This window comes from Nonomuraea sp. NPDC004186 (assembly GCF_053603495.1).
The window spans coordinates 17,878-37,982 of record NZ_JBSGFQ010000096.1 but is presented as its reverse complement, the minus strand read 5'-3'; the positions used below and the strand labels follow the sequence as shown (position 1 = coordinate 37,982).

At 70.3% G+C, this 20,105-nt stretch carries 16 protein-coding genes; 10 read left to right on the top strand and 6 right to left on the bottom strand.

From position 1 onward, the window contains the following. Window positions 1–723 precede the first annotated feature (723 nt). Window positions 724–3,468, top strand: coding sequence for an AAA family ATPase (locus ACWEPL_RS48940; protein WP_452440335.1), 2,745 nt, complete (start codon window positions 724–726; stop codon window positions 3,466–3,468). Window positions 3,469–3,679: 211 nt separating this feature from the next. Further along, a complete protein-coding gene (locus ACWEPL_RS48935; RefSeq protein WP_363979430.1) occupies window positions 3,680–4,609 on the top strand; it encodes an aldo/keto reductase in 930 nt (309 codons plus the stop codon). Between the two features lie 16 nt (window positions 4,610–4,625). Here ACWEPL_RS48935 and ACWEPL_RS48930 read toward each other — a convergent pair whose 3' ends face one another. Continuing rightward, window positions 4,626–5,504, bottom strand: a complete 879-nt coding sequence (locus tag ACWEPL_RS48930; protein ID WP_350728271.1) for a UbiA family prenyltransferase — start codon at window positions 5,502–5,504, stop codon at window positions 4,626–4,628. A 209-nt stretch (window positions 5,505–5,713) separates the two neighbouring features. Between ACWEPL_RS48930 and ACWEPL_RS48925 the strand changes: the two genes are divergently transcribed. After that, window positions 5,714–7,381, top strand: coding sequence for a 2-isopropylmalate synthase (locus ACWEPL_RS48925; RefSeq protein WP_452440334.1), 1,668 nt, complete (start codon window positions 5,714–5,716; stop codon window positions 7,379–7,381). Between the two features lie 258 nt (window positions 7,382–7,639). On the opposite strand, the gene ACWEPL_RS48920 is transcribed toward ACWEPL_RS48925, so the two are convergent. Together ACWEPL_RS48920 and ACWEPL_RS48915 are read right to left on the bottom strand one after the other, a co-directional pair. Continuing rightward, the gene (locus ACWEPL_RS48920) at window positions 7,640–7,849 is read right to left on the bottom strand and encodes a DUF5988 family protein (RefSeq protein WP_363979434.1); all 210 of its coding nucleotides are present in this window, start codon (window positions 7,847–7,849) and stop codon (window positions 7,640–7,642) included. 12 nt (window positions 7,850–7,861) lie between these two features. After that, on the bottom strand, window positions 7,862–9,274 hold the full coding sequence (locus tag ACWEPL_RS48915) for an acyl-CoA carboxylase subunit beta (protein ID WP_350728268.1): 1,413 nt from the start codon (window positions 9,272–9,274) through the stop codon (window positions 7,862–7,864). A 320-nt stretch (window positions 9,275–9,594) separates the two neighbouring features. Here ACWEPL_RS48915 and ACWEPL_RS48910 point away from each other — a divergent pair, with 320 nt between their 5' ends. Further along, window positions 9,595–10,803 carry an NAD(P)-dependent malic enzyme gene (locus ACWEPL_RS48910; protein WP_363979437.1) on the top strand — a complete coding sequence of 403 codons (1,209 nt, stop codon included), beginning with the start codon at window positions 9,595–9,597 and terminating at the stop codon, window positions 10,801–10,803. 75 nt (window positions 10,804–10,878) lie between these two features. Here the strand turns inward: ACWEPL_RS48910 and ACWEPL_RS48905 are convergent, their stop codons facing one another. Together ACWEPL_RS48905 and ACWEPL_RS48900 are read right to left on the bottom strand one after the other, a co-directional pair. Further along, on the bottom strand, window positions 10,879–11,307 hold the full coding sequence (locus ACWEPL_RS48905; RefSeq protein WP_350728266.1) for a nucleoside deaminase: 429 nt from the start codon (window positions 11,305–11,307) through the stop codon (window positions 10,879–10,881). A 54-nt stretch (window positions 11,308–11,361) separates the two neighbouring features. Next, window positions 11,362–12,216, bottom strand: coding sequence for a DUF4429 domain-containing protein (locus ACWEPL_RS48900; RefSeq protein WP_452440333.1), 855 nt, complete (start codon window positions 12,214–12,216; stop codon window positions 11,362–11,364). Window positions 12,217–12,253: 37 nt separating this feature from the next. Between ACWEPL_RS48900 and ACWEPL_RS48895 the strand changes: the two genes are divergently transcribed. Then, window positions 12,254–12,841 carry an HD domain-containing protein gene (locus ACWEPL_RS48895; RefSeq protein WP_452440332.1) on the top strand — a complete coding sequence of 196 codons (588 nt, stop codon included), beginning with the start codon at window positions 12,254–12,256 and terminating at the stop codon, window positions 12,839–12,841. Here ACWEPL_RS48895 and ACWEPL_RS48890 read toward each other — a convergent pair. Continuing rightward, the gene (locus tag ACWEPL_RS48890; RefSeq protein WP_363979446.1) at window positions 12,838–13,548 is read right to left on the bottom strand and encodes a FadR/GntR family transcriptional regulator; all 711 of its coding nucleotides are present in this window, start codon (window positions 13,546–13,548) and stop codon (window positions 12,838–12,840) included. The genes ACWEPL_RS48895 and ACWEPL_RS48890 overlap by 4 nt on opposite strands. Before the next feature lie 132 nt (window positions 13,549–13,680). On the opposite strand from ACWEPL_RS48890, the gene ACWEPL_RS48885 reads away from it, so the two are divergent. The 5 genes from ACWEPL_RS48885 to ACWEPL_RS48865 are packed head-to-tail and all read left to right on the top strand — an operon-like array spanning window position 13,681 to window position 20,104. After that, entirely contained in the window at window positions 13,681–15,285 is a 1,605-nt protein-coding gene (locus ACWEPL_RS48885) for an ABC transporter substrate-binding protein (RefSeq protein WP_363979449.1), read from the top strand. Next, window positions 15,282–16,241, top strand: coding sequence for an ABC transporter permease (locus tag ACWEPL_RS48880; protein WP_363979452.1), 960 nt, complete (start codon window positions 15,282–15,284; stop codon window positions 16,239–16,241). The genes ACWEPL_RS48885 and ACWEPL_RS48880 overlap by 4 nt, the downstream gene beginning before the upstream one ends. Next, the gene (locus tag ACWEPL_RS48875) at window positions 16,238–18,175 is read left to right on the top strand and encodes a dipeptide/oligopeptide/nickel ABC transporter permease/ATP-binding protein (protein ID WP_452440330.1); all 1,938 of its coding nucleotides are present in this window, start codon (window positions 16,238–16,240) and stop codon (window positions 18,173–18,175) included. Before ACWEPL_RS48880 ends, ACWEPL_RS48875 begins: the two co-directional genes overlap by 4 nt. Next, window positions 18,168–19,202 carry an ABC transporter ATP-binding protein gene (locus tag ACWEPL_RS48870; RefSeq protein WP_363979458.1) on the top strand — a complete coding sequence of 345 codons (1,035 nt, stop codon included), beginning with the start codon at window positions 18,168–18,170 and terminating at the stop codon, window positions 19,200–19,202. Before ACWEPL_RS48875 ends, ACWEPL_RS48870 begins: the two co-directional genes overlap by 8 nt. Next, window positions 19,199–20,104 (top strand): dihydrodipicolinate synthase family protein, encoded by a 906-nt coding sequence (locus tag ACWEPL_RS48865; RefSeq protein WP_452440328.1) that lies wholly within the window; start codon window positions 19,199–19,201, stop codon window positions 20,102–20,104. The genes ACWEPL_RS48870 and ACWEPL_RS48865 overlap by 4 nt, the downstream gene beginning before the upstream one ends. Window position 20,105: the final 1 nt, after the last annotated feature.

Below are 20,105 nucleotides of genomic sequence, written 5' to 3'. Positions count from 1 at the left end.
TGCTTACATCTTGGGTCAACACTGATGAGTAGGCAACTGTATGAACATAGGCCCCGAGGCGCCGCAGGGCTGCGCTCCGGGCTCGCGAGCCCTGTGACCAGTGGGAATGCCTGCGACGTAGGAATGTCAATATTTCGTGACTTAGGGTGCCCTATCTCGTGGCGGCTCGGCGGGGGCCTCCGGAGCCCGGGGAGGCGGGGTCGATCTTGTGCTCACCGTCCAATAGGGGTCGTTTGTGAGATGTGAAGCTGCCGCGGTCGGTAAGGCCCAGATCGACATGAGCACGGCTCACATTGGCGCTGCTCGGTCAATGTTGACGCGTGGGTAATAAATGATTCAAGCGCTTCGCCGGGACGGCCGGGCCTCGGCCCACCCCTGGCCGCGGGGCCGCGGACGGTGGCCCAGGGCCTGGTGCCGCACCGAGGCGCCCCACCGAGGCGACCGCCCGGCCGATCGACTCGGACCACCCGTTGGTCCGAAAGTTGGAGACGGACTGGTCCGTGTGGAGCGGCGGGCGTTATTAAGGATAAGCCATATTGTGGGCACCCCGAACTGACACCTAACGTGATGACCGTCAACCCATAACCGGATACGGAAGAGGTTGAGGGTCATGCGGCAAGTCCGACGGATCGTGAATTCGAAGCCGAAAAAAGAGCTGAATGGCTCCTTGGACCTCAGAACCCCTTCCGGCCGGAAATTGCCTTTCTAAAAGGGGTGTCCAACATGGGGCTGTACGAAAGAGACACCGCCATGGCCTCCATGCAAGGTCTCCTCACCGAGGCCGTGGGCGGCAAGGGCCGGGTCGCAATGGTGACGGGAGTCGTTGCGACGGGCAAGAGCGAGCTCCTGCACGCCTTCGCCGAGCAGGCTCTGGAGCACGGCGCGCTGCCGCTGGTGGCCTCGGCCACCCGGGCGGAGAGCGACCTGCCGCTGGGCGTGCTCGGCCAGCTCTTCCAGAACGCGCCGCTACAGGAAGACGTACGCGCGCTCGCGGCGGACCTGCTGCGAGAGGGCGCGCAGATGGCCTCCCCCGCGAAGGGGGAGAGCTTTGAACAGGTGGACGCCCAGATCGTCCACTCGTTGTCCGCGGTGCTGCTCTCGCTCGCCGAGCGCCACCCGCTGGTGATCGTCGTCGACGACGTCCACCTCGCCGACAGGGCCTCGCTGCTCTGCCTGTCCTACCTCGTCCGCAGGGCCAGATACTCCCCGCTCATGGCGGTGTTCGGCCAGACCGACTACCGGCCGCACACCCACGGCTTCTTCGCCACCGAGATGCTGCGCCAGCCGCACTGCACGGCCGTAAGGCTGGCGCCGCTGTCGTACGACGCGGTGGTGAGCATGGCGGCCGAGCACCTGGGCGAGGCGGCGGCCGAAGCCGTCGCACCGGACTGGTACGCGCTGAGCGGCGGCAACCCGCTCCTGCTCAGGGGCCTGATCGAGGACTTCGGGACGAGCGGCGGCGCCCCCGCCGAGCGTTACGGCGAGGCCGTGCTGTCCTGCCTGCACCGGGCCGACCCCGCGCTCCTGCAGGTCGCCGGCTGGCTCGCGGTGCTGGACGACCCGGAGCTCCTGCAACGCCTGGTCGACGCGGACGGCACGACGGTCGCCCAGGCCACCCGCTGGCTGGAGACCGCCGGCCTGCTGGAGTCGGGCCACTACCGGGCCGAGATCGCCAGGGAGACGGTGCTGGCCGAGCTGGGCGACGAGATGCGGCGCAGCGTGCACCGCAGGGCCGCCGAGCTGCTGCACCTGGAGGCGGCCGACGACGTCGCGATAGCCGAGCACCTGGTCGGCGCCGACGCCACCGACCTGCCGTGGGCCGTCCCCGTGCTGGAGGCCGCGGCGCTGCACCGGCTGGACGACGGGTTCGTGGACGAGGCCGTCGACTATCTCAAGCTCGCCTGGCGCTGCTGCACGGACGAGCGGCGGCGTACGACCATCGCCACGCTCCTGATGCGCGCGGAGTGGCGCATCAACCCCAGCACCCCGGCCGAGCACATCGCCGAGCTGACCGACGCCCTGCACAACGGCACCCTGCGCGGCAGCGACGCGGTCGTCCTGGCCAGGGCGCTGCTCTGGCACGGCAAGGTGGACGACGCCTGCCAGGTGCTCGAACACCTGAAGGAGAGCGGCGACACCGAGCCGCAGACCGTGGCCGAGCTCGTCGGCACCCGGTTGTGGCTGCGCGCCTCGGCGCCGCCGTTGCTCGCCCACGTCAACAGGGCGACCACCGAGCAGAACAAGGAGGCCGTCCTACCGGTGCGGGTGAGCCGGCGGCTGGAGGCGATCAACGCTCTGACCTCGGTGCTCACCCGCGGTCCCCGCGAGCGCACCCTGGCCACGGTGGAGCGGATCCTGCACAGCTCCCGCCTGGACGAGATGTCCATGGACACGGTGGAGAGCTCGCTGCTCGCGCTCACCTACGGCGGCTGGCCGGACAAGGCGGCGCCGTGGTGCGACGCCTTCATCGAGGAGGCGCAGTCCCGCAGCGCGCCGGCCCGCCGGGCCCGGCTCACCGCGATCCGCGCCGAGATCGCCATGCGGCGCGGCGATCTGGAGACCGCGGCCTCGTCCGCGCGCCTGGCCCTGGAGCTCATCCCGCCGGCCAGCTGGGGGGTGACCGTGGGTTCCCCGCTGGCCAACCTGATGCTGGCCAGCACGGCCATGGGGCAGTACGACCAGGCGCTCGCCCAGGTCAACACCGCGGTCCCGGAGGCCATGCTGCGCACCCGCTTCGGGCTGCACTACCTGCACGCCCGCGGGCGCTACCACCTGGCCGTGGACCATCCGGCGGCGGCGCTGCGGGACTTCCGCTTCTGCGGCGAGCTCATGGGCGAGTGGGAGATGGACATGCCGGGCTTCATCGCCTGGCGTGCCGACGCGGCCGAGGCGCTCATCCGGATGGGCGAGCACGACGAGGCCCGTTCCCTGGTCGAGGAGCAGTTGTCGCGCTGCGGCCCCATGGCCTCCCGTACGCAAGGGGTCGCGCTGCGCCTGCTGGCCGCCACGAGCGAGCTCCGGCACCGGCCCATGCTGCTGCGGCAGTCCACGGACCGGCTGCAGGCCTGCGGCGACCGCTACGAGCTGGCCCGGTCGCTGTTCGAGCTCACCGAGGCGTTCCACAGCGTCGGGGAGTTCCGCAGGGCGGGCATCATCGCCAGCCGTACGCGCATCCTCGCGCAGGAGTGCGGCGCCCAGCCGCTGAGCCAGGCGCTGGCCGGTGACGGCTCCTCCGCCGGCGACGGGCAGAACGCGGAGATCAGCAGGGTCGTGGCGATCCTCAGCGACGCCGAGCGCCGGGTCGCCGGCCTGGCCTCGGTCGGCTACACCAACCGGGAGATCGCGGCCAAGCTGTTCATCACGGTGAGTACGGTGGAACAGCACTTGACGCGCATCTATCGCAAGCTCGGAATCACTCAGAGATCGGATCTTCCCACCGATCTGGAGCTGAGCCCGACCGTCCGCTAACCCCTCCCAGATCCTGCCCACCGCGCGGAGTCCGCGCGGTGGGCAGCTCCATTAACTGGGTGTATAACTGATCGTTGCGTTCTGTGTCAGGCGGCTTAAACGGGAAAGATTCTCCCCTTATTCATCCGCCCACAGGGGGGATAGGGGTTGTGGCACAATCGCGGCCCGCAGATCGTATGTATAACGTGACGGCCAAATGGAGGGGAGTGTCGTGGACAGCAGAAGGCTGGGCGATGCGGGGCTGATCACCTCGTGTCTGGGCTTCGGGTGTCTGGCCCTCTCAGGCGTGTACGGCGACGTGGACCGCTCGGAGTCCCTGGCGTTGATCCACTACGTTCTCGACGTGGGCGTGACGCTGCTCGACATGTCCGACGACCAGGCCGACGGGGAGGTCGAGCGGCTCGTCGGCGAGGCCGTCCGGCCCTGGCGCGAGGACGTGCTCCTGGCGACGCGGACCGTCCGGCGCGGTACCGGCTGCGGCGAGCTGGCGCAGTCGTGCGACGCCTCGCTGAAGCGCCTGGGCGTCGACTACGTCGACCTCTACATCGCGAGCCACGAGGAGCCGTCCGTACCGGTCGAGGAGACCGCCCACCAGCTGGCGGACCTGGTGACCGCGGGCAAGGCCCGCCACGTCGGCCTGTCGGGGGTGACGGGGGAGGAGCTCCGCCGGGCGCACGCGGTCCATCCGATGGCCGCCCTGGCGATGGAATACTCCCTTTGGCACCGTACGGTCGAGCTCGACCAGTTGCCGGTGGCGCGCGAGCTCGGGATCGGCGTGCTGGCCGGACGGCCGCTGGGCCGCGGCTTCCTGACCGGGCGCAGCCTGTCGCCCTCGCGGCTCGGCCCGGCCGACCCTCGCCGGGCGGATCCCCGGTTCTCGCCGCACAACCTCCCGCGCAACGGTGCGATGCTCCGGCGGCTGCAGGCCGAGGCGGCGAACATGGACGTCAGCACGGGCCGCCTGGCCCTGGCCTGGTTGCTGTCGCGGGGGCCGGACGTGGTGCCGGTGCCCAGCACGCGCGACCCGGTCCATCTGGAGATGAACGTGGGTTCCGTCAGGCTCCTGCTGACCGAGACGGTGTGCCGGCGGGTGGAGGAGGCCTTCCCGCCCGGCTCGACCGGCGCGGACTGCGCGGTCTGATCGGCCGGTCCGCCTGTCAGATGAGGAGGAGCGGCAGGATCGCCAGGCCGTGCAGCGCGTACTGGGTGGCCATGAAGGCGCCGTACGGCTCGCGGCGGCGGCCCTTGAAGCACAGGACCGTGATGACCAGCGCCCCGCCGATCATGGCGAGCGCGGACGGCCACAGCGGGAGCTTCAGCAGCAGGACGGCCGCGGCGAAGGCCAGCGCCAGCCCGATCGCCGTGCAGCAGATCGTCAGCCGCAGGACGCGCTCGCCGTGCATGACCGCGAAGGTCATCCGCCCGGCGCGGGCGTCGCCCTCGATATCGGGCAGGTCCTTGGTCGTCGAGCCCACGAGAGCGGTCCACAGCGAGGCGGCGAGCACGAAGACGACCAGCATCAGCGAGCTCCTGATCTCGCTCGCGTAGGAGAAGGCGCCCCCGTAGTAGGTGAGCAGGGTGGCCACACCTCCGGTCAGGACCGTGCCGCCGGAGCTGCGCTTGAGCGGGAACGGCGGGCCCGAGTAGAGGTAGCCGAGCGTCAGCACGACGGCGAGCATGCCGCCCATCAGCGGCGCGAGCGCGAAGCCGGCCGCGAGCGACAGCAGGGCCGCCCCGATCGCGACCGCGCTGGCGAAGCCCGGCGGCAGGTCGCCGCGGACGATGGGCCTGCGTGAGCCGTTGAGCCGGTCCTCCGGCACGTCCATGACGCCGTTGAAGAGGTAGACGGCGAAGATCATCATCACCCATGCCGCGGCGCCCCAGACCGTTCTGCCCAGGTGGCCGTCATCGCCGGCGACCGAGGCGCACAGCGCCGTGCCGGTGAGGAAGCGCAGCAGGAAGATGAACTGCACTGTAGGCCGCGCCTCCGCGAAACACAGACCGCCTCGCCGGATCGCCGGTTCGATAGTCGCCATGATCGGAGTGTGCAGGGCCGGCAGGGGCCGGAGAAGGGGGGTGCGTCGAAAGATACCGGGGGCGCGCACTCTCGATACCCCTGCGGAATCCCTTGGTCAGGACCGGCACTCTCATGATCCCCGACCTGTTCGCGGGCCCGTCGCCGCTTGTACGTTGAGTGCGGAGATCTCCTAGAGCCACACCATGAGACCTGCGAAGGAGATTCACGATGGCCCCGACCCGTCCCGTCGAGCGCTATTCGAACTTCACCCCGCTGGCCCTGCCCGACCGTACCTGGCCGGACAAGAGGATCGTGGCGGCGCCCCGCTGGCTGTCGACGGACCTCCGCGACGGAAACCAGTCGCTGGCCAACCCGATGTCGCCGGCCCGGAAGCTGCGGATGTTCGAGCTGCTCGTCGACCTCGGCTACAAGGAGATCGAAGTCGGATTCCCCGTGGCCAGCCAGGACGACTACGACTTCGTCCGGATGCTCATCGAGCAGGACCGCATCCCGGACGACGTATGGATCTCGGTGCTCGTACCGGCGCGGGACGAGCTGATCGAGCGCTCGGTCACCGCGCTGGCCGGCGCCCCCCGCGCCACGTTCCACCTCTACAACGCGACCGCGCCGTTGTTCCGGCGCGTGGTGTTCAACATGGACCGCGCCCAGTGCAAGGACCTGGCCGTGCAGGGCACCCGGCTGATGATGAAGTACGCCGAGCGGGACCTGGCGGACTGCGACCTGCGCTACCAGTACTCGCCCGAGCTGTTCAACGAGACCGAGGCGGACTTCGCCCTCGAGGTCTGCGAGGCGGTCATGGACGTGTGGGAGACCGGCCCCGGCCGCCCGATCATCCTGAACTTCCCCACCACCGTCGAGCGCTCCCTGCCCTCGGTGTTCGCCGACCAGATCGAATGGCTGGACCGCAACCTCTCCCGCAGGGAGCACGTCTGCCTGTCCATCCACCCGCACAACGACCGCGGCACGGGGGTGGCCGCGTCCGAGCTGGCGCTGCTGGCCGGGGCCGAGCGCATCGAGGGGTGCCTGTTCGGCAACGGCGAGCGGGCGGGCAACGTCTGCCTGGTGACGCTCGGCATGAACATGTTCACCCACGGGGTGGACCCGGGGATCGACTTCTCCGACATCGACCGGATCCGCGACACCGTCGAGCTCTGCAACGAGATCCCCGTGCACCCCCGGCACCCTTACGGCGGCGAGCTCGTGTACACCGCCTTCTCCGGTTCGCACCAGGACGCGATCAAGAAGGGCTTCGACGACCTGGAGCGGGCCGCCGGCGAGAGCGGCGTCGAGGTCGACGAGATGCCGTGGAGCATGCCGTACCTGCCGGTGGACCCCAAGGACGTCGGGCGCACGTACGAGGCGATCGTGCGGATCAACAGCCAGTCGGGCAAGGGCGGCATCGCGTACGTCATGAGCGCCTGGCACGGGATGCGGCTGCCCCGCGAGCTGCAGCGGGAGTTCGCCGGGCTGGTCCAGGCCCGGGCGGAGGCACGGGGCAGCGAGCTGACGCCCGACGAGATCTGGGCGCTGTTCGAGCAGGAGTACCTCACCGGCCAGGTCCGGACCGACACCCTGGGGCGGGGCGACCGGATCACCGCGACGCTCCACATGGACGGCCAGCAGGAGCAGGCCGTGCGGGCCATCGGCGCCACGATGGCGCCCTGGGGCGTCGACGTGCGGGCGGTGCACCGGGCCGACGGCACCGAGCGCGTCACGAGCATGAAGACGACGGTCTACGCCGAGTGCAAGGTGGACGGCACGACGGTCTGGGGCGTGGGCGTGGACACCAACGTGGTCGACGCGACCCTGGCCGCGGTCGGCTCGGCCGCCAGGCGGAGCGGCCGGACGGGGGTCACGCTCGCGAACGCCAGCTGATGCCGGAGGACACGCCGACGGCCGCCGAAAGGCGGCCGTCGCGGCGTTTTTACGTGAAAAGCAAGAACGAGAGCCACCGTCCATTTTATTCAGGGCGGTGGCTCTCGTTCTGCTGGGGGCTTCGCAAAAGGGGAAGTGCCGTCTAGATCAATGCCTCACCTCTCCGGCGGGATAAACATCCGTCAAACCCGACTACTCATATTGAATCGCCGGTCCGGCTGCTTTCCCACCCCTAGCGAACCCTTAGGCGGTCACCTGTCACTCGGCAATGGCCGTCCGCATGATCCAGTGGTAGGCGGGCACCTCCTGCCCGTCAACGCGCATGCGCTCGCCATTGTGGAGAAAGTGCTCGTACCCGCTGCCGAAAGGCAGTTTGATCTTCTCGCAGAACTTCGCGATGGTCACGATCCGCTGCTCGGCCGGGAGGTGGTTCGGTCCGCCGACGAGCATTACCTTGATGTTCGACATGGTCTCCTCGATTCAGAGCGGGATATTGGAGTGGCAGCCGCGGTCCTGCGGTGCCGATGCCAGTGCTTCCGCCAGCCGGAGCCGGGTCTCGAGAGGCGAGACGACCGCGTCGACCACGCCGAGCGACATCGCCCGCTCGACCCCGCCGGCCGTCCGCCGATGTTCTTCCACCAGTCGCGCGTGCAGGTCCGCCTGCTCGGACTCGGGCACCGCGGCCAGCCGCTTGCGGTGCAGGATGCCGACCGCCGCCTCGGCCCCCATGACCGCCACCTCCGCATCGGGCCAGGCGTACACCGCGGTCGCGCCCAGCGACCTGGAGTTCATGGCGATGTAGGCGCCGCCGTACGACTTGCGGGTGATGAGCGTGACGCGGGGGACGACCGACTCGGCGAAGGCGTGCAGGAGCTTGGCGCCCCGCCTGACCACGCCGCCCCACTCCTGCTGGACGCCGGGCAGGTAGCCGGGCACGTCGACGACGACCACGAGCGGGACGCCGAGCGAGTCGCACATGCGCACGAAACGCGAGGCCTTCTCCGCCGAGAGCGAGTCGAGGCAGCCGCCCTTGCGCAGCGGGTTGTTGGCGATCACGCCCACGGCCCGCCCGCCCAGCCGGCCGAGCCCGATCACCATGTTGGGGGCCCAGCGGGGCTGGAACTCCAGGAACTCCGGGTCCAGGAGCTCGCGGAGGACCGGCCGGACGTCGTAGGCACGGCGCGGCTGCTCGGGGAGGAGGGCCCGCAGGTCGCGCGGCTCGCTCAGCGCGGCGAAGTCGAACCGGCCGGGCCGGGTGAAGAACCCCGTCAGCAGGCGGGCCCGGTCGTAGGCCGCCTGCTCGGAGTCGACCGTGATGTGCGCGACCCCCGATTTGGGGCCGTGCGCCTCCGGGCCGCCGAGGCCCGCCATGTCGATCTCCTCGCCGGTGACGCTGCGGACGACGTCGGGCCCGGTGATGAAGACCCGCGCGACGTCCGACATGATGATCACGTCGGTCAGCGCGGGCCCGTAGGCGGCCGCGCCCGCGGCCGGTCCGAGGACGACCGAGATCTGCGGGATCAGGCCGGAGGCCGCGGTCATGGCGGCGAACATGCGGCCGACGCCGTCCATCGACTCCACGCCGTCGGCCAGCCGGGCGCCGCCGGAATGCCACAGGCCGATCACCGGGCAGCGCCGGCGGACGGCCAGCTGGATGGCCTCGACGATGCGATTCGCGCCTGCCCAGCCCAGCGCGCCGCCCATGCGCGTCGCGTCCGTGCAGTAGGCGATGACCGGCGAGCCGTCGATCAGACCGTGTACGGCCTGCACGCCGCTCTCTTCGTCGCCGGGCATCGGCACCATGGAGCCGGGATCCAGGAGCCGCGAGAGGCGTGCCGATGGCGTCCGCGGATCGAGTGGTGCTTCCGTGGGAAAAGCGGTCAGGACCGTCATCGTTGTCCTTTCGCAGGTATCTGTCCTTCGAATTTCCCGACCGACCCCTATCCCGGACAACCCCTACTGCCTCGTACCTCTTACCAGGGGGTGGCTCCGATATAGGGGGGACATGGGGTAACCGGGAATGGCCGCCCGTGTGACACTCGAGTTGTGTTGTTAATCACATCGACGTAGCGGACGGGGCCGCGCAGAAAGGCATGGACGTCATGAAACGTGCACAGCTCAAAAAGGCGCGCCCGGCGCGTACCACGGTGTGGAACGAGGTGCCTGACTTACGCACCCCGTCCGGCCGGATGCTGCGGTTCTAGGAGCTCCGGATGACGACCGAAATCACCGCGCCGGCCATCAGCCTCGCCACGCTTCTCGACCAGGACCCGGCTTTCCGCCTGCACGAGGGCGGCAAATTGGAGACGCGCCCGTCGGTGCCGGTGCGCGACGCCGGCGACCTGTCGCTCGCGTACACGCCGGGGGTGGCCCGCGTGTGCACGGCCATCGCCGAGCGGCCGGAGCTGGCCGACGACTACACCTGGCGGTCCAACGTGGTCGCCGTGGTCACCGACGGCACCGCCGTGCTCGGGCTCGGCGACATCGGCCCCACCGCGGCCATGCCGGTCATGGAGGGCAAGTCGCTGCTGTTCAAGCAGTTCGGGGGCGTGGACTCGGTGCCCATCTGCCTCGACTGCACGGACGTCGACGAGCTGGTGGAGACGATCGCCCGGATGGCCCCGTCCTTCGGCGGCATCAACCTCGAGGACATCAGCGCCCCGCGCTGCTTCGAGGTGGAGCGCCGGCTCAAGGAGCGGCTGGGCATCCCGGTCTTCCACGACGACCAGCACGGCACGGCGATCGTGGTGCTGGCCGCGCTGCGTAACGCGGCACGGCTGACCGGGCGGCGGCTGTGGGACCTGCGGGCCGTCGTGGCCGGCGCGGGCGCCTCCGGGCTCGCGGTCACGAGCATGCTGCTCAAGGCCGGCATCTCCGAGGTCATCGTGTCCGACAGCAAGGGTGTGATCCACCAGGGCCGTGGCGACCTCAACACGTACAAGGCCCTGATCGCGACCTGCACGAACCAGTCGGGCCACACCGGCACGACCGAGGAGGCCATGGCCGGGGCGGACGTCTTCATCGGCCTGTCGGGCTCGACGATCAGCGAGCGGGCCATCGCGTCGATGGCGCCGGGCTCCATCGTGTTCGCCCTGTCCAACCCCGAGCCGGAGATCCACCCGGGGATCGCGCTGGAGCACGCCGCCATCGTGGCCACCGGGCGCAGCGACTTCCCCAACCAGATCAACAACGTGCTCGCCTTCCCCGGCGTGTTCAGGGGCGCCCTGTCGGCACGGGCCGTGGAGATCACCGAGAACATGAAGATGGCCGCCGCGCACGCCCTGTCCAGCGTGATCGAGGAGGAGCTGTCGGCGGAGCGGATCATCCCGGAGCCGTTCGACCCCCGGGTGGTGCCCGCGGTCGCCGCGGCGGTGGCCGACCAGGCCCGCCGCGACGGCGTGGCCCGCCTGCGCGGCCTCTGAGGCGCACCGGCCGGGGCGCCCGCCTCTCCGCCTCCGACGACACGGAGGCGGAGTGGCCGGATGAACCGTGAAGGGTCAGACGTAGTAGCCCTCGACGGGTACGCGCGCCTCGTCGTACAGGGCCGGGCCTTCGACGGGCGGGTCCACGAAGGCGCTGCCCGGCGGCTTGAGGCCGTTGAGCTGATCGCCGGACAGCGCGTAGACGACGCGGCCCAGGCCCGAACGGGCGATGGCCCCCGCGCACATCCCGCACGGCTGGCAGCTGGTGTACATGGTGGTCGTGGCCGCGGCCGCGGGGTCGAGCTCGCGGGCGGCCCAGCGGGCCAGCTTCAGCTCCGGGTGCGCGGTGATGTCGCGGTCGGTGAGCGAGCTGTTGCGCTCCTCGACCAGGATCGAGCCGTCCGGGCCCGCCAGCAGCGAGCCGAACGGCGGGTTGCCGCCGGCACGGGCCTCCGCGGCCAGCTCGATGGCGCGGCGCAGGAGCTTCTCTTCGTCGTGGGTCACTCTAGGTCCTCCGATATTGGGCATCTGGCCACATCTTGCCCCGCTCGGGCGGGGTCACGTCTCCTGGAGGCGGCGGATCATGGCCTGCTTGGCCGCCGCGAACTCCTCGTCGGTCAGCACCCCGGACCGGTGCAGCTCCCCGAGCTCCCCCAGGCGGCGCAGGACCGCGTCGTGCACGTCGTCGGAGACGGGCGGGGGAGGCGGGAGCTCGGCCTCCCTCGGGAGCCGGGCCAGCACGGCCGCGGCGACCAGGGCGGTGGTCCCGCCGAAGCGCTGGATGCCCCACGACACGCAGTGGAGGTCCTTCTGCGGCGGCTGCGCGGCCCCCTCGCCCTTGACGCGGAACCGCAGCGTGCCGTAACCCATGCCGGACTGCGGCTTCCACTCCACGCCGGTCACGTCCGTCAGCGGGAACTCCTGCGGCCCGGCCTTCTCCTTCTCCGTGCTCGCGAACCCGGTCCACTCCAGCCGCACCCGCTCGCCGTCGAAGAGCGCGGTGCCGTCGCCCGCCGTGGCCGAGACGGGCACGGAGGGCCCGGCCAGGAGGTAGTCCTCGCAGGCGGCGGTGGGCGTCTGGTAGACGAGCAGGGTGTCGCGGACCTCGTCGGCGAAGTATTCGGCCGCGCCGGCGCGGCTCTTGGGGACGGTCAGCCGGTACGGGTCGGCGGGCGGGCCGAGCAGCCCCGCGACCGCGTCGGAGAGCGGGTCGGCCCCTTTGCGCAGCCGCATCCGCACGTGGCCGCCCTTGCGCGACGGCTCGAACGCCATGCTCGCGATCGCCTCCAGCGGCACCACGATCTCGCCCAGCGTCCTGCGCAGCTCGTGCACGCCCTTGTCGCTTCCGGGGACGATGCGCAGGAACTCGCCGTTGAACGTCCACGAGCCGTCGGCGACGGCGATCTCGGCCATATTCTCAGCCTAGGACACGCGGGACGAGAGGAGCGGGATGGAGATCTTCACGAGCTGGTCGTCCTGGGCGCAGGCGGAAGGCCCCCTGAGCGAGGCGCTCCCGCCGGGGACCACGGAGTCCCTGCGTGACGCGGTGGCGTTCGCCCGCGCGCAGCACGGGGTGCAGCAGCGGCCGACCGGGCGCCCGTACGTGGAGCATCTGCTCGAGGCGCTGGAGGTGGCCGTGGTCGGCGCCGAGCTGACCGACCGGGACGTGCTCGTGGCGATCGTGCTGCACGACGTGCTGGAGGACACGCCGTGCACCGAGGCGGACATCGCGCGCAGGTACGGCGCCGGCGTGGCCGAGCTCGTGCGGTGGGTGACCAAGCCGCGCGGGGTCGCGAAGGTCGACTACCTGAGCACCCTCGTGCAGGCGCCGCTGCACGCGGTGTTCGTGAAGCTGGCCGACCGGGTGAGCAACGTGCAGGAGCTGCAGCGGATGCCGTGGCGGTTCCAGCGGCGCTACTACCTGGAGACCGTGGCCTACATCATGCCGCTGGCCGGCGCCCACCCCTGGTTCGCCCGGTGGTTCGGGGAGTGGCGCACGCGCTGGCATCCCCGCGTGGAGCGGCTCAGCGCGTACTAGCCGCCGATCCTGGCCACGCGGTTGCGCACCCCCTCGAAATGGGCGTGTACGGCGGCCACGGCCGCGCCCCGATCGCCGGCCAGCACGGCCGTGTAGATGTCGCGATGGCGCCTGACCACGTCGCCCGGCGGCTCGTCGGGCGCGCCCAGCTCGTCGCGCAGCTGGTAGTAGACGTCCCAGAACGCCCCCAGGAGCTGGCTCACCAGCGGGTTGCCGAGCGGGCGGTAGAGGAGGTCGTGGAAGAGGCGGTCGGTCTCGGGGGAGACCGGCCCGATCGGCGCCTCGGCCTCCATCCTGGCGATGACGTCGGCGACCGGCGTCAGGTCGGCCTCGGGGCCCAGCTCGATGAGGCGCTCGACGAGGCCGCTCTCCAGGATCTCGCGGATCTCGATCAGGTTGGCCAGGTGGTTCTTGCCGTTCTGCAGCGTGATGCGGCTGTGGAAGGTCAGCTCGTCCACCAGCCCCGCCAGCGACATCCGGCCCACGAACATGCCGAAGCCGTGGCGGATGTCCACGATGCCGACCGCCTGCAGGGCCTTGAGCGCCTCCCTGACCGAGTTGCGGCTGACCCGCAGCTCCTCCATGAGCTCCGACTCGGTCGGCAGGGGGTCGCCGGCCACCAGTCCACGCCGGACGATCAGGTCCTTGACGCCCTCCTGGGCCTCGACGGCACGGCTCGGCCGCGCCGGACGCGGGACTGTGGCCATGGAAATTCCTTTCGCCCTATGTAACATTCCGGAAATCTTCTGTTGACCTCAAGCGGTGGCACCATCTAGCGTCCACGTTACGGCAAAGATAGGACATGGGATGTCCCACGTGCTACGTCCCAGGAGGATTCCGTGAGCTCTGAGTTCAGCCGCCGCGACTTTCTGCGTTACAGCGGGGCTACGGGTGCGGCAGCGTTCGTCGCGGCGACGCTCTCCGCGTGTTCCGGCGGTCCGGCCTCGACCGGATCGGTCGGCGCCGGATCCAACAAGGATCTGATCACCGCCGTCATCGGGTACGGCAACGACCAGAGCTGGGATCCGACGCAGACCGCGTCGGCGTTCGCGATGGCGGGGATCAGCCACATCTACGAGGGCCTGCTCGACACCGACCCGATCACGCGCGAGCCGTACCCGGCCCTGGCCACCGCCCTGCCCACCGACCTGAACGCGACCTCCTGGAAGTTCACGCTCAGGGACGGCGCCAAGTGGCACGACGGCCAGCCGGTCACGGCCGACGACGTGGTCTTCACCTTCGAGCGGATCCTGGGCCCCGACAACGTCCTGACCGGCAACTTCTTCAAGTCCTGGCTCCAGGAGGTGAAGAAGGTCGATGACAGGAACGTCGAGCTGGTCTTCAAGTTCCCCTTCCCCGACGCCGCGCCCAGGCTGACCATCGCCAAGATCATGCCGAAGCACGTGTTCAGCCAGGCGGGCGCGTGGGACAAGGCCAAGAGCGGCATGACGATGGGCTCGGGGCCGTACAAGCAGACCGCGCACAACCCCAAGTCCAACACCGCCTTCGAGGCGTTCGACGGCTACAACGGGCCGCGCCCGGCCACGGCCAAGAAGATGAACTGGCTGACGATCGTGGACGCCGCCGCCCGCGTGGCCAAGATCTCCGGTGGCTCGGCCGAGGCGCAGATCGCCGACAACATCCCGTACGCCAACGTCGAGCAGCTCAAGCAGCAGGGCCTGACGGTCGAGGGCGGCAAGGGCATGAACCACATGTTCCTGATGTTCAACACGGGCGCCAAGCCCTTCGACGACGTACGGGTGCGCCAGGCCCTGCACTACGCGATCGACAAGCAGAAGATGATCGACGTGGCGCTCAAGGGCCACGGCACGGCCTCCAGCTCCTTCCTCAACGAGGGCAACCCCGCCTACAAGCGGGCCTCGGTCGTCTACGACTACGACCCCGAGAAGGCCAAGGCGCTGCTGGCCGAGGCCGGGGTCAAGAACCTCACGATCAACCTCATGGCCGTGAACGTGAGCTGGATCGCGGACTGCCTGCCCACCATCGCCGCCTCCTGGGAGGCCATCGGCATCAAGACCACGCTGGAGCCGCAGGACACGGCCGCGCTGTTCGCCAAGATGGACCAGTTCCAGGACTACCAGGTGGTCGCCGCCGCCTCGAACCCCAACCAGTTCGGCATGGACGCCGACCTGATCCTGCACTACAACTACGTGCCCGGCGGCCTGTGGATGAAGTACAGCCACTGGGACGGCACCGCGGACGCCAAGAAGCTGTTCGCGATGATGGACGAGGCCAGCAAGGAAACCGACAAGGCCAAGAGGACCGAAGTTATCCACAAATATCTGGACTTTGTGGCTGAGCAGGCCATCCTCTACCCCGTCGTCCACAACGAGCTGATGACCGCCTGGGACCCGAAGAAGCTGTCGGGCATCCGCGCCCAGCCCTACCCCGGCATCAACCTGCTGCAGGCCAAGAGGACATGACGCTCGTCGCCAGGATGCTGCTCCGGCGGCTCCTCATGCTGATCCCGCTGCTGCTCGGCGTGGTCGCGTTCGTGTTCATCGTGATGCGCTTCTCCAACAGCAAGCCGGAGTACGCGTACTTCCAGGGCGCGAACCCGACCCCCGAGCAGATCCACCAGTTCCAGCTCGAGAACGGCCTGCTGGACCCGTTGCCCCTGCGCTATGTCCGCTTCGTCGCGGACCTGGCCCAGGGCGACATGGGCACCAGCGTGCTCACCAAGAAGCCGGTGCTGGAGTCCATCTCGACCGCGCTGCCGCTGACGCTGCAGCTCACGTTCCTGGGCCTGGCCGCCGCGGTGGTGCTGTCGCTGGTGTTCGGCGTCACCGCGGCGCTGTACCGCGACCGCTGGCCGGACCAGGTGATCCGCGTAGTGTCGCTGGTCGGGGTGGCGGCGCCGTCGTTCTGGCTGGCGCTGCTGATGATCCAGTACCTGGCCGTCGGCGAGGGCCTGTTCCCGACGGGCGGCTACATCAACCCGGCCGACTCCACGGCGGGCTGGCTGCAGTCGATGACGCTGCCCGCGCTGTCGCTGTCGCTGCCGATCGCGGCCCAGCTCACCCGCATCATCCGCACCTCGATGGTGGAGGAGCTGGACCGCGACTACGTGCGCACCGCGATCGGCAGCGGCCTGCCGCCGATCGTGGTCGTCGGCAGGAACGTGCTGCGCAACGCCCTGATCACCCCGCTCACCGTGCTCGGCCTGCGCATCGGATACCTGATCGGCGGCACCGTCGTCATCGAGACCATCTACGGCCTGCCCGGCATGGGCCAGCTCATGATCAACGCCGTGCGCGACGGCGACCCGGCCGTCGTCCAGGGCGTGGTGCTGACCATCGCGGTCGGCTTCATGGTCGTCAACCTGGTCGTGGACGTCCTCTACCTGCTGGTCAACCCCCGCCTCAGGAGCGCCGCATGAGACGTGGACTGACGGAACGGCTGTCCGTGCCGAAGAAGGGGCCGGGCATGACTCTGCGCCGCCTCAAGCCCCTGTCGTGGGTGGCGGTCGGCATCGTGGCCGTGGTCGTGCTGGCCGCGCTGCTGGCGCCGTGGATCGCGCCGAACTCGCCGTACTTCCAGGAGGCCACCGGCGGCGGCCCGTCGGCCGCGCACTGGATGGGCCTCGACAGCGCCAACCGCGACATCCTGTCCAGGCTCCTGTACGGGGCCCGCTGGTCGCTGATCATCGGCCTCGGCGCGACCGCGCTCGCCCTGGTGGCCGGGGCGGTCGTCGGCGCGATCGCGGCCACCTCGCGCCGGGCCGTGGACGAGACCATCATGCGCCTGCTCGACGTCGTCATGGCCTTCCCCGGCATCGCGCTGGCGGCCGTGCTGGTGGCGGTGTTCGGCGGCAGCATCCCGGTGCTGGTCATGGCCATGGCCTTCCTCTACATGCCGTCCGTGGCCAGGGTCGTGCGGGCCAACGTGATCGCCCAGTACGGCGAGGACTACGTGGCGGCCGAGCGGATCATCGGGGCGCGCACGCCGTACATCGTCGTCAAGCACGTCGCGATCAACTGCGCCGCGCCCGTGCTGGTCTTCTGCACGGTGATGGTGGCCGACGCGATCGTGTTCGAGGCGTCGCTGTCGTTCATCGGCGCCGGCGTGCGCCCGCCGAACCCCTCCTGGGGCAGCGTCATCGCCGACGGCAAGAACATGGTGCTGCTCGGCGGCTGGTGGGCCACCGTCTTCCCGGGCCTGCTGATCCTGCTGACCGTGCTCGCGCTCAACATCCTCTCGGAGGGCATCTCCGACGCCTGGGCCGCGCCCGCCGCCCGCAGTGCCGTCCCGAAGAAGGACGACGCGTTCGAGCGGGCCAGGCCCGGCTCCGGCGAGGTCGTCGAGCTCCCCGGGCTGGCCGAGGCCGCCCGCAGGCTGGCCGAACGCGCCCGCCCGCTCCCGCAGGGGCCACCGATCCTCTCGGTGGAACGGCTGCGGATCGGCTTCGCGGACGGTGTGGACATCGTGGACGGCATCGGCTTCGAGGTGCACCCGGGCGAGGTGCTCGGGCTGGTCGGCGAGTCGGGCTGCGGCAAGTCGCTGACCGCGCTGACCATCATGGGCCTGCAGCCGCGCAGCGCCCGCGTCAGCGGGCACGTCCGCTTCGACCAGCGCGAACTGCTCGCGGAGTCGCGCCGCGCCCGTCGCCGCCTGCTCGGCCACGAGATGGCGATGATCTACCAGGACGCCCTCTCGTCCCTGAACCCGGCCATGACCATCAAGGCCCAGATCAAGCAGCTCACCCGCCGCGGCGGCCGGCGCACCCCCACCGAACTGCTCGAACTCGTCGGCCTCGACGCCCGCCGCACCCTGTCCGCCTACCCGCACGAGCTGTCGGGCGGCCAGCGGCAGCGGGTGCTGATCGCGATGGCGCTGTCGCGCGACCCGAAGCTGATCGTCGCCGACGAGCCCACCACCGCGCTCGACGTGACCGTCCAGGCGCAGGTCATCGAGCTGCTGCTGAAGCTGCGCGAGGAGCTGGGGTTCGCGCTGATTCTCGTCTCGCACGACCTCGCGCTGGTCGCCGACGTCACCGACCGCGTGGTCGTCATGTACGGCGGCCAGATCGTCGAGACCGGCGTCACGGCGACCCTGGTCGGCGCGCCCGCCCACCACTACGCCCGCGGCCTGCTGGGCTCGGTGCTGTCGCTGGAGTCGGGGGCCGAGCGGCTCACGCAGATCCCCGGCGTGGTGCCCGCCCCGGCCGACTTCCCGCCCGGCTGCCGGTTCGCCGACCGGTGCCCCATGGCCACGGACGTGTGCCGTACCGAGGCTCCGGTGCTGACGGGGGACACCACGCACGCGGTGGCCTGCCATCATCCGGCGCTCGTAGGAAGTGAGCAGCATGCTTGAGCTGAAGGACGTGCACGTCGTGCACAAGGCCCGCTCGGGCGGCCTGTTCTCGCGCGACCGCGTCCACGCGCTGACCGCGGCGGACCTCACGGTGAGCGCCGGCGAGACGGTCGGGGTCGTGGGGGAGTCGGGCTGCGGCAAGTCCACGCTGGCCAGGGTGCTGGTCGGCCTGCAACAGCCCACCCAGGGCAGCGTGACCTTCCGCGGCAAGGACCTGTGGGCGCTGAAGGAGGGCGAGCGGCGCGCGCTGATCGGCTCCAGCGTCGGGATGATCTTCCAGGACCCGTCCACGGCGCTCAACCGGCGCCTGCCCGTCAGGCAGGTGCTGCGCGACCCGCTCAACGTGCACCGCCGCGGCACCCCCGCCCAGCGCGACGCCCGCGTACGCGAACTGCTCGACCTGGTGGGCCTGCCCGCGAGCGCCGCCGACGCGCTGCCCAGCCAGCTCTCCGGCGGGCAGCGCCAGCGCGTGGCCGTGGCCAGGGCGCTCGCGCTCGAACCCGACCTGGTCGTGGCCGACGAGCCCACCAGCGCGCTCGACGTGTCGGTCCGCGCGCAGATCCTCAACCTGCTGCTCGACCTGAAGGAACGGCTCGGGCTCGCGCTGGTGTTCGTCTCGCACGACATCCAGACGGTACGCAGGATGAGCGACCGCGTGGTCACCATGTACCTCGGCAGGATCGTCGAGCAGGCGCCCGCGCGGGCCGTGCCGATGGGCGCCCGCCACCCGTACACGCGGGCCCTGTTCTCCGCGACCCCGGGCCTGATCTCGCCGATCAACCCGATCCCGCTCGTGGGCGTGGTGCCCTCCGCCACCAGACCGCCGAGCGGCTGCCCGTTCCGCACCCGGTGCTGGCGGGCAGACCACCTTTGTGCGGAGGACTGGCCGGCGGCGCAGACCGAAGGCGACCACCTCCGTGCGGAGGACCGGTCCGCGGCGCAGACCGAAGGCGACCACCTCTTCCACTGCCACCACCCGGTGGCGGCGGGAGCAACTGATGTAGAGCTGATCCAGGAGCGCGCATGACTTTGACCGGCGTCATTCCCCCGGTTTGCACCCCGTTGACCCCTGACTACGAGGTGGACGCCGCCTCGCTGGTCCGGTTGGTCGACCACCTGGTGGCGGGGGGCGTGGACGCGCTGTTCGTGCTGGGGTCGTCGTCGGAGGTGGCGTACCTGACGGACGCGCAGCGCCGGGTGGTGCTGGACACCGTGGTCGGCCACGTGGGCGGGCAGGTGCCGGTGCTGGCCGGGGTGATCGACATGACGACGCCACGCGTGCTCGAACACGTGCGGGTCGCGGCCGAGGCGGGGGTGTCGGGGCTGGTGGCGACCGCGCCGTTCTACACGCGTACCCATCCGGACGAGATCCGCACCCACTTCCGGACCATCGCCGCGCGGGGCGGGCTGCCGGTCTACGCGTACGACCTGCCGGTTTCCGTGCACACGAAGCTGAGCGCCGAACTCCTGCTCGGCCTGGCCACCGAGGGCGCGCTGGCCGGAGTGAAGGACTCCAGCGGCGACGACGGCGGCCTGCGCCAGGTCATCCTGGGCCGCGAGGCGCCCTTCAGCGTGCTCACGGGGTCCGAGGTGACCGTGGACTCGGCGCTGTGGATGGGCGCGGACGGCGTGGTGCCCGGCCTGGGCAACGTGGACCCGCAGGGATACGTCGAGCTCTACCAGTGTGCCGCCCGGGGCGACTGGCAGGCGGCAAGAGCGGAGCAGGAGCGCCTGGTCAGGCTGTTCGAGATAGTCCGTGTAGGCGGCTCACGCATGGGCGGCAGCTCGTCGGGCCTCGGAGCCTTCAAAGCTGCGCTTCACCTACGCGGTGTCATCGACTGCCCGATCACCGCGCTCCCGCAGGTTCCGCTCAATGACGACGAGGTAGGCCGGATCGGCAAGCTCCTGGCTGCCGCCGGGCTGCTCTGAA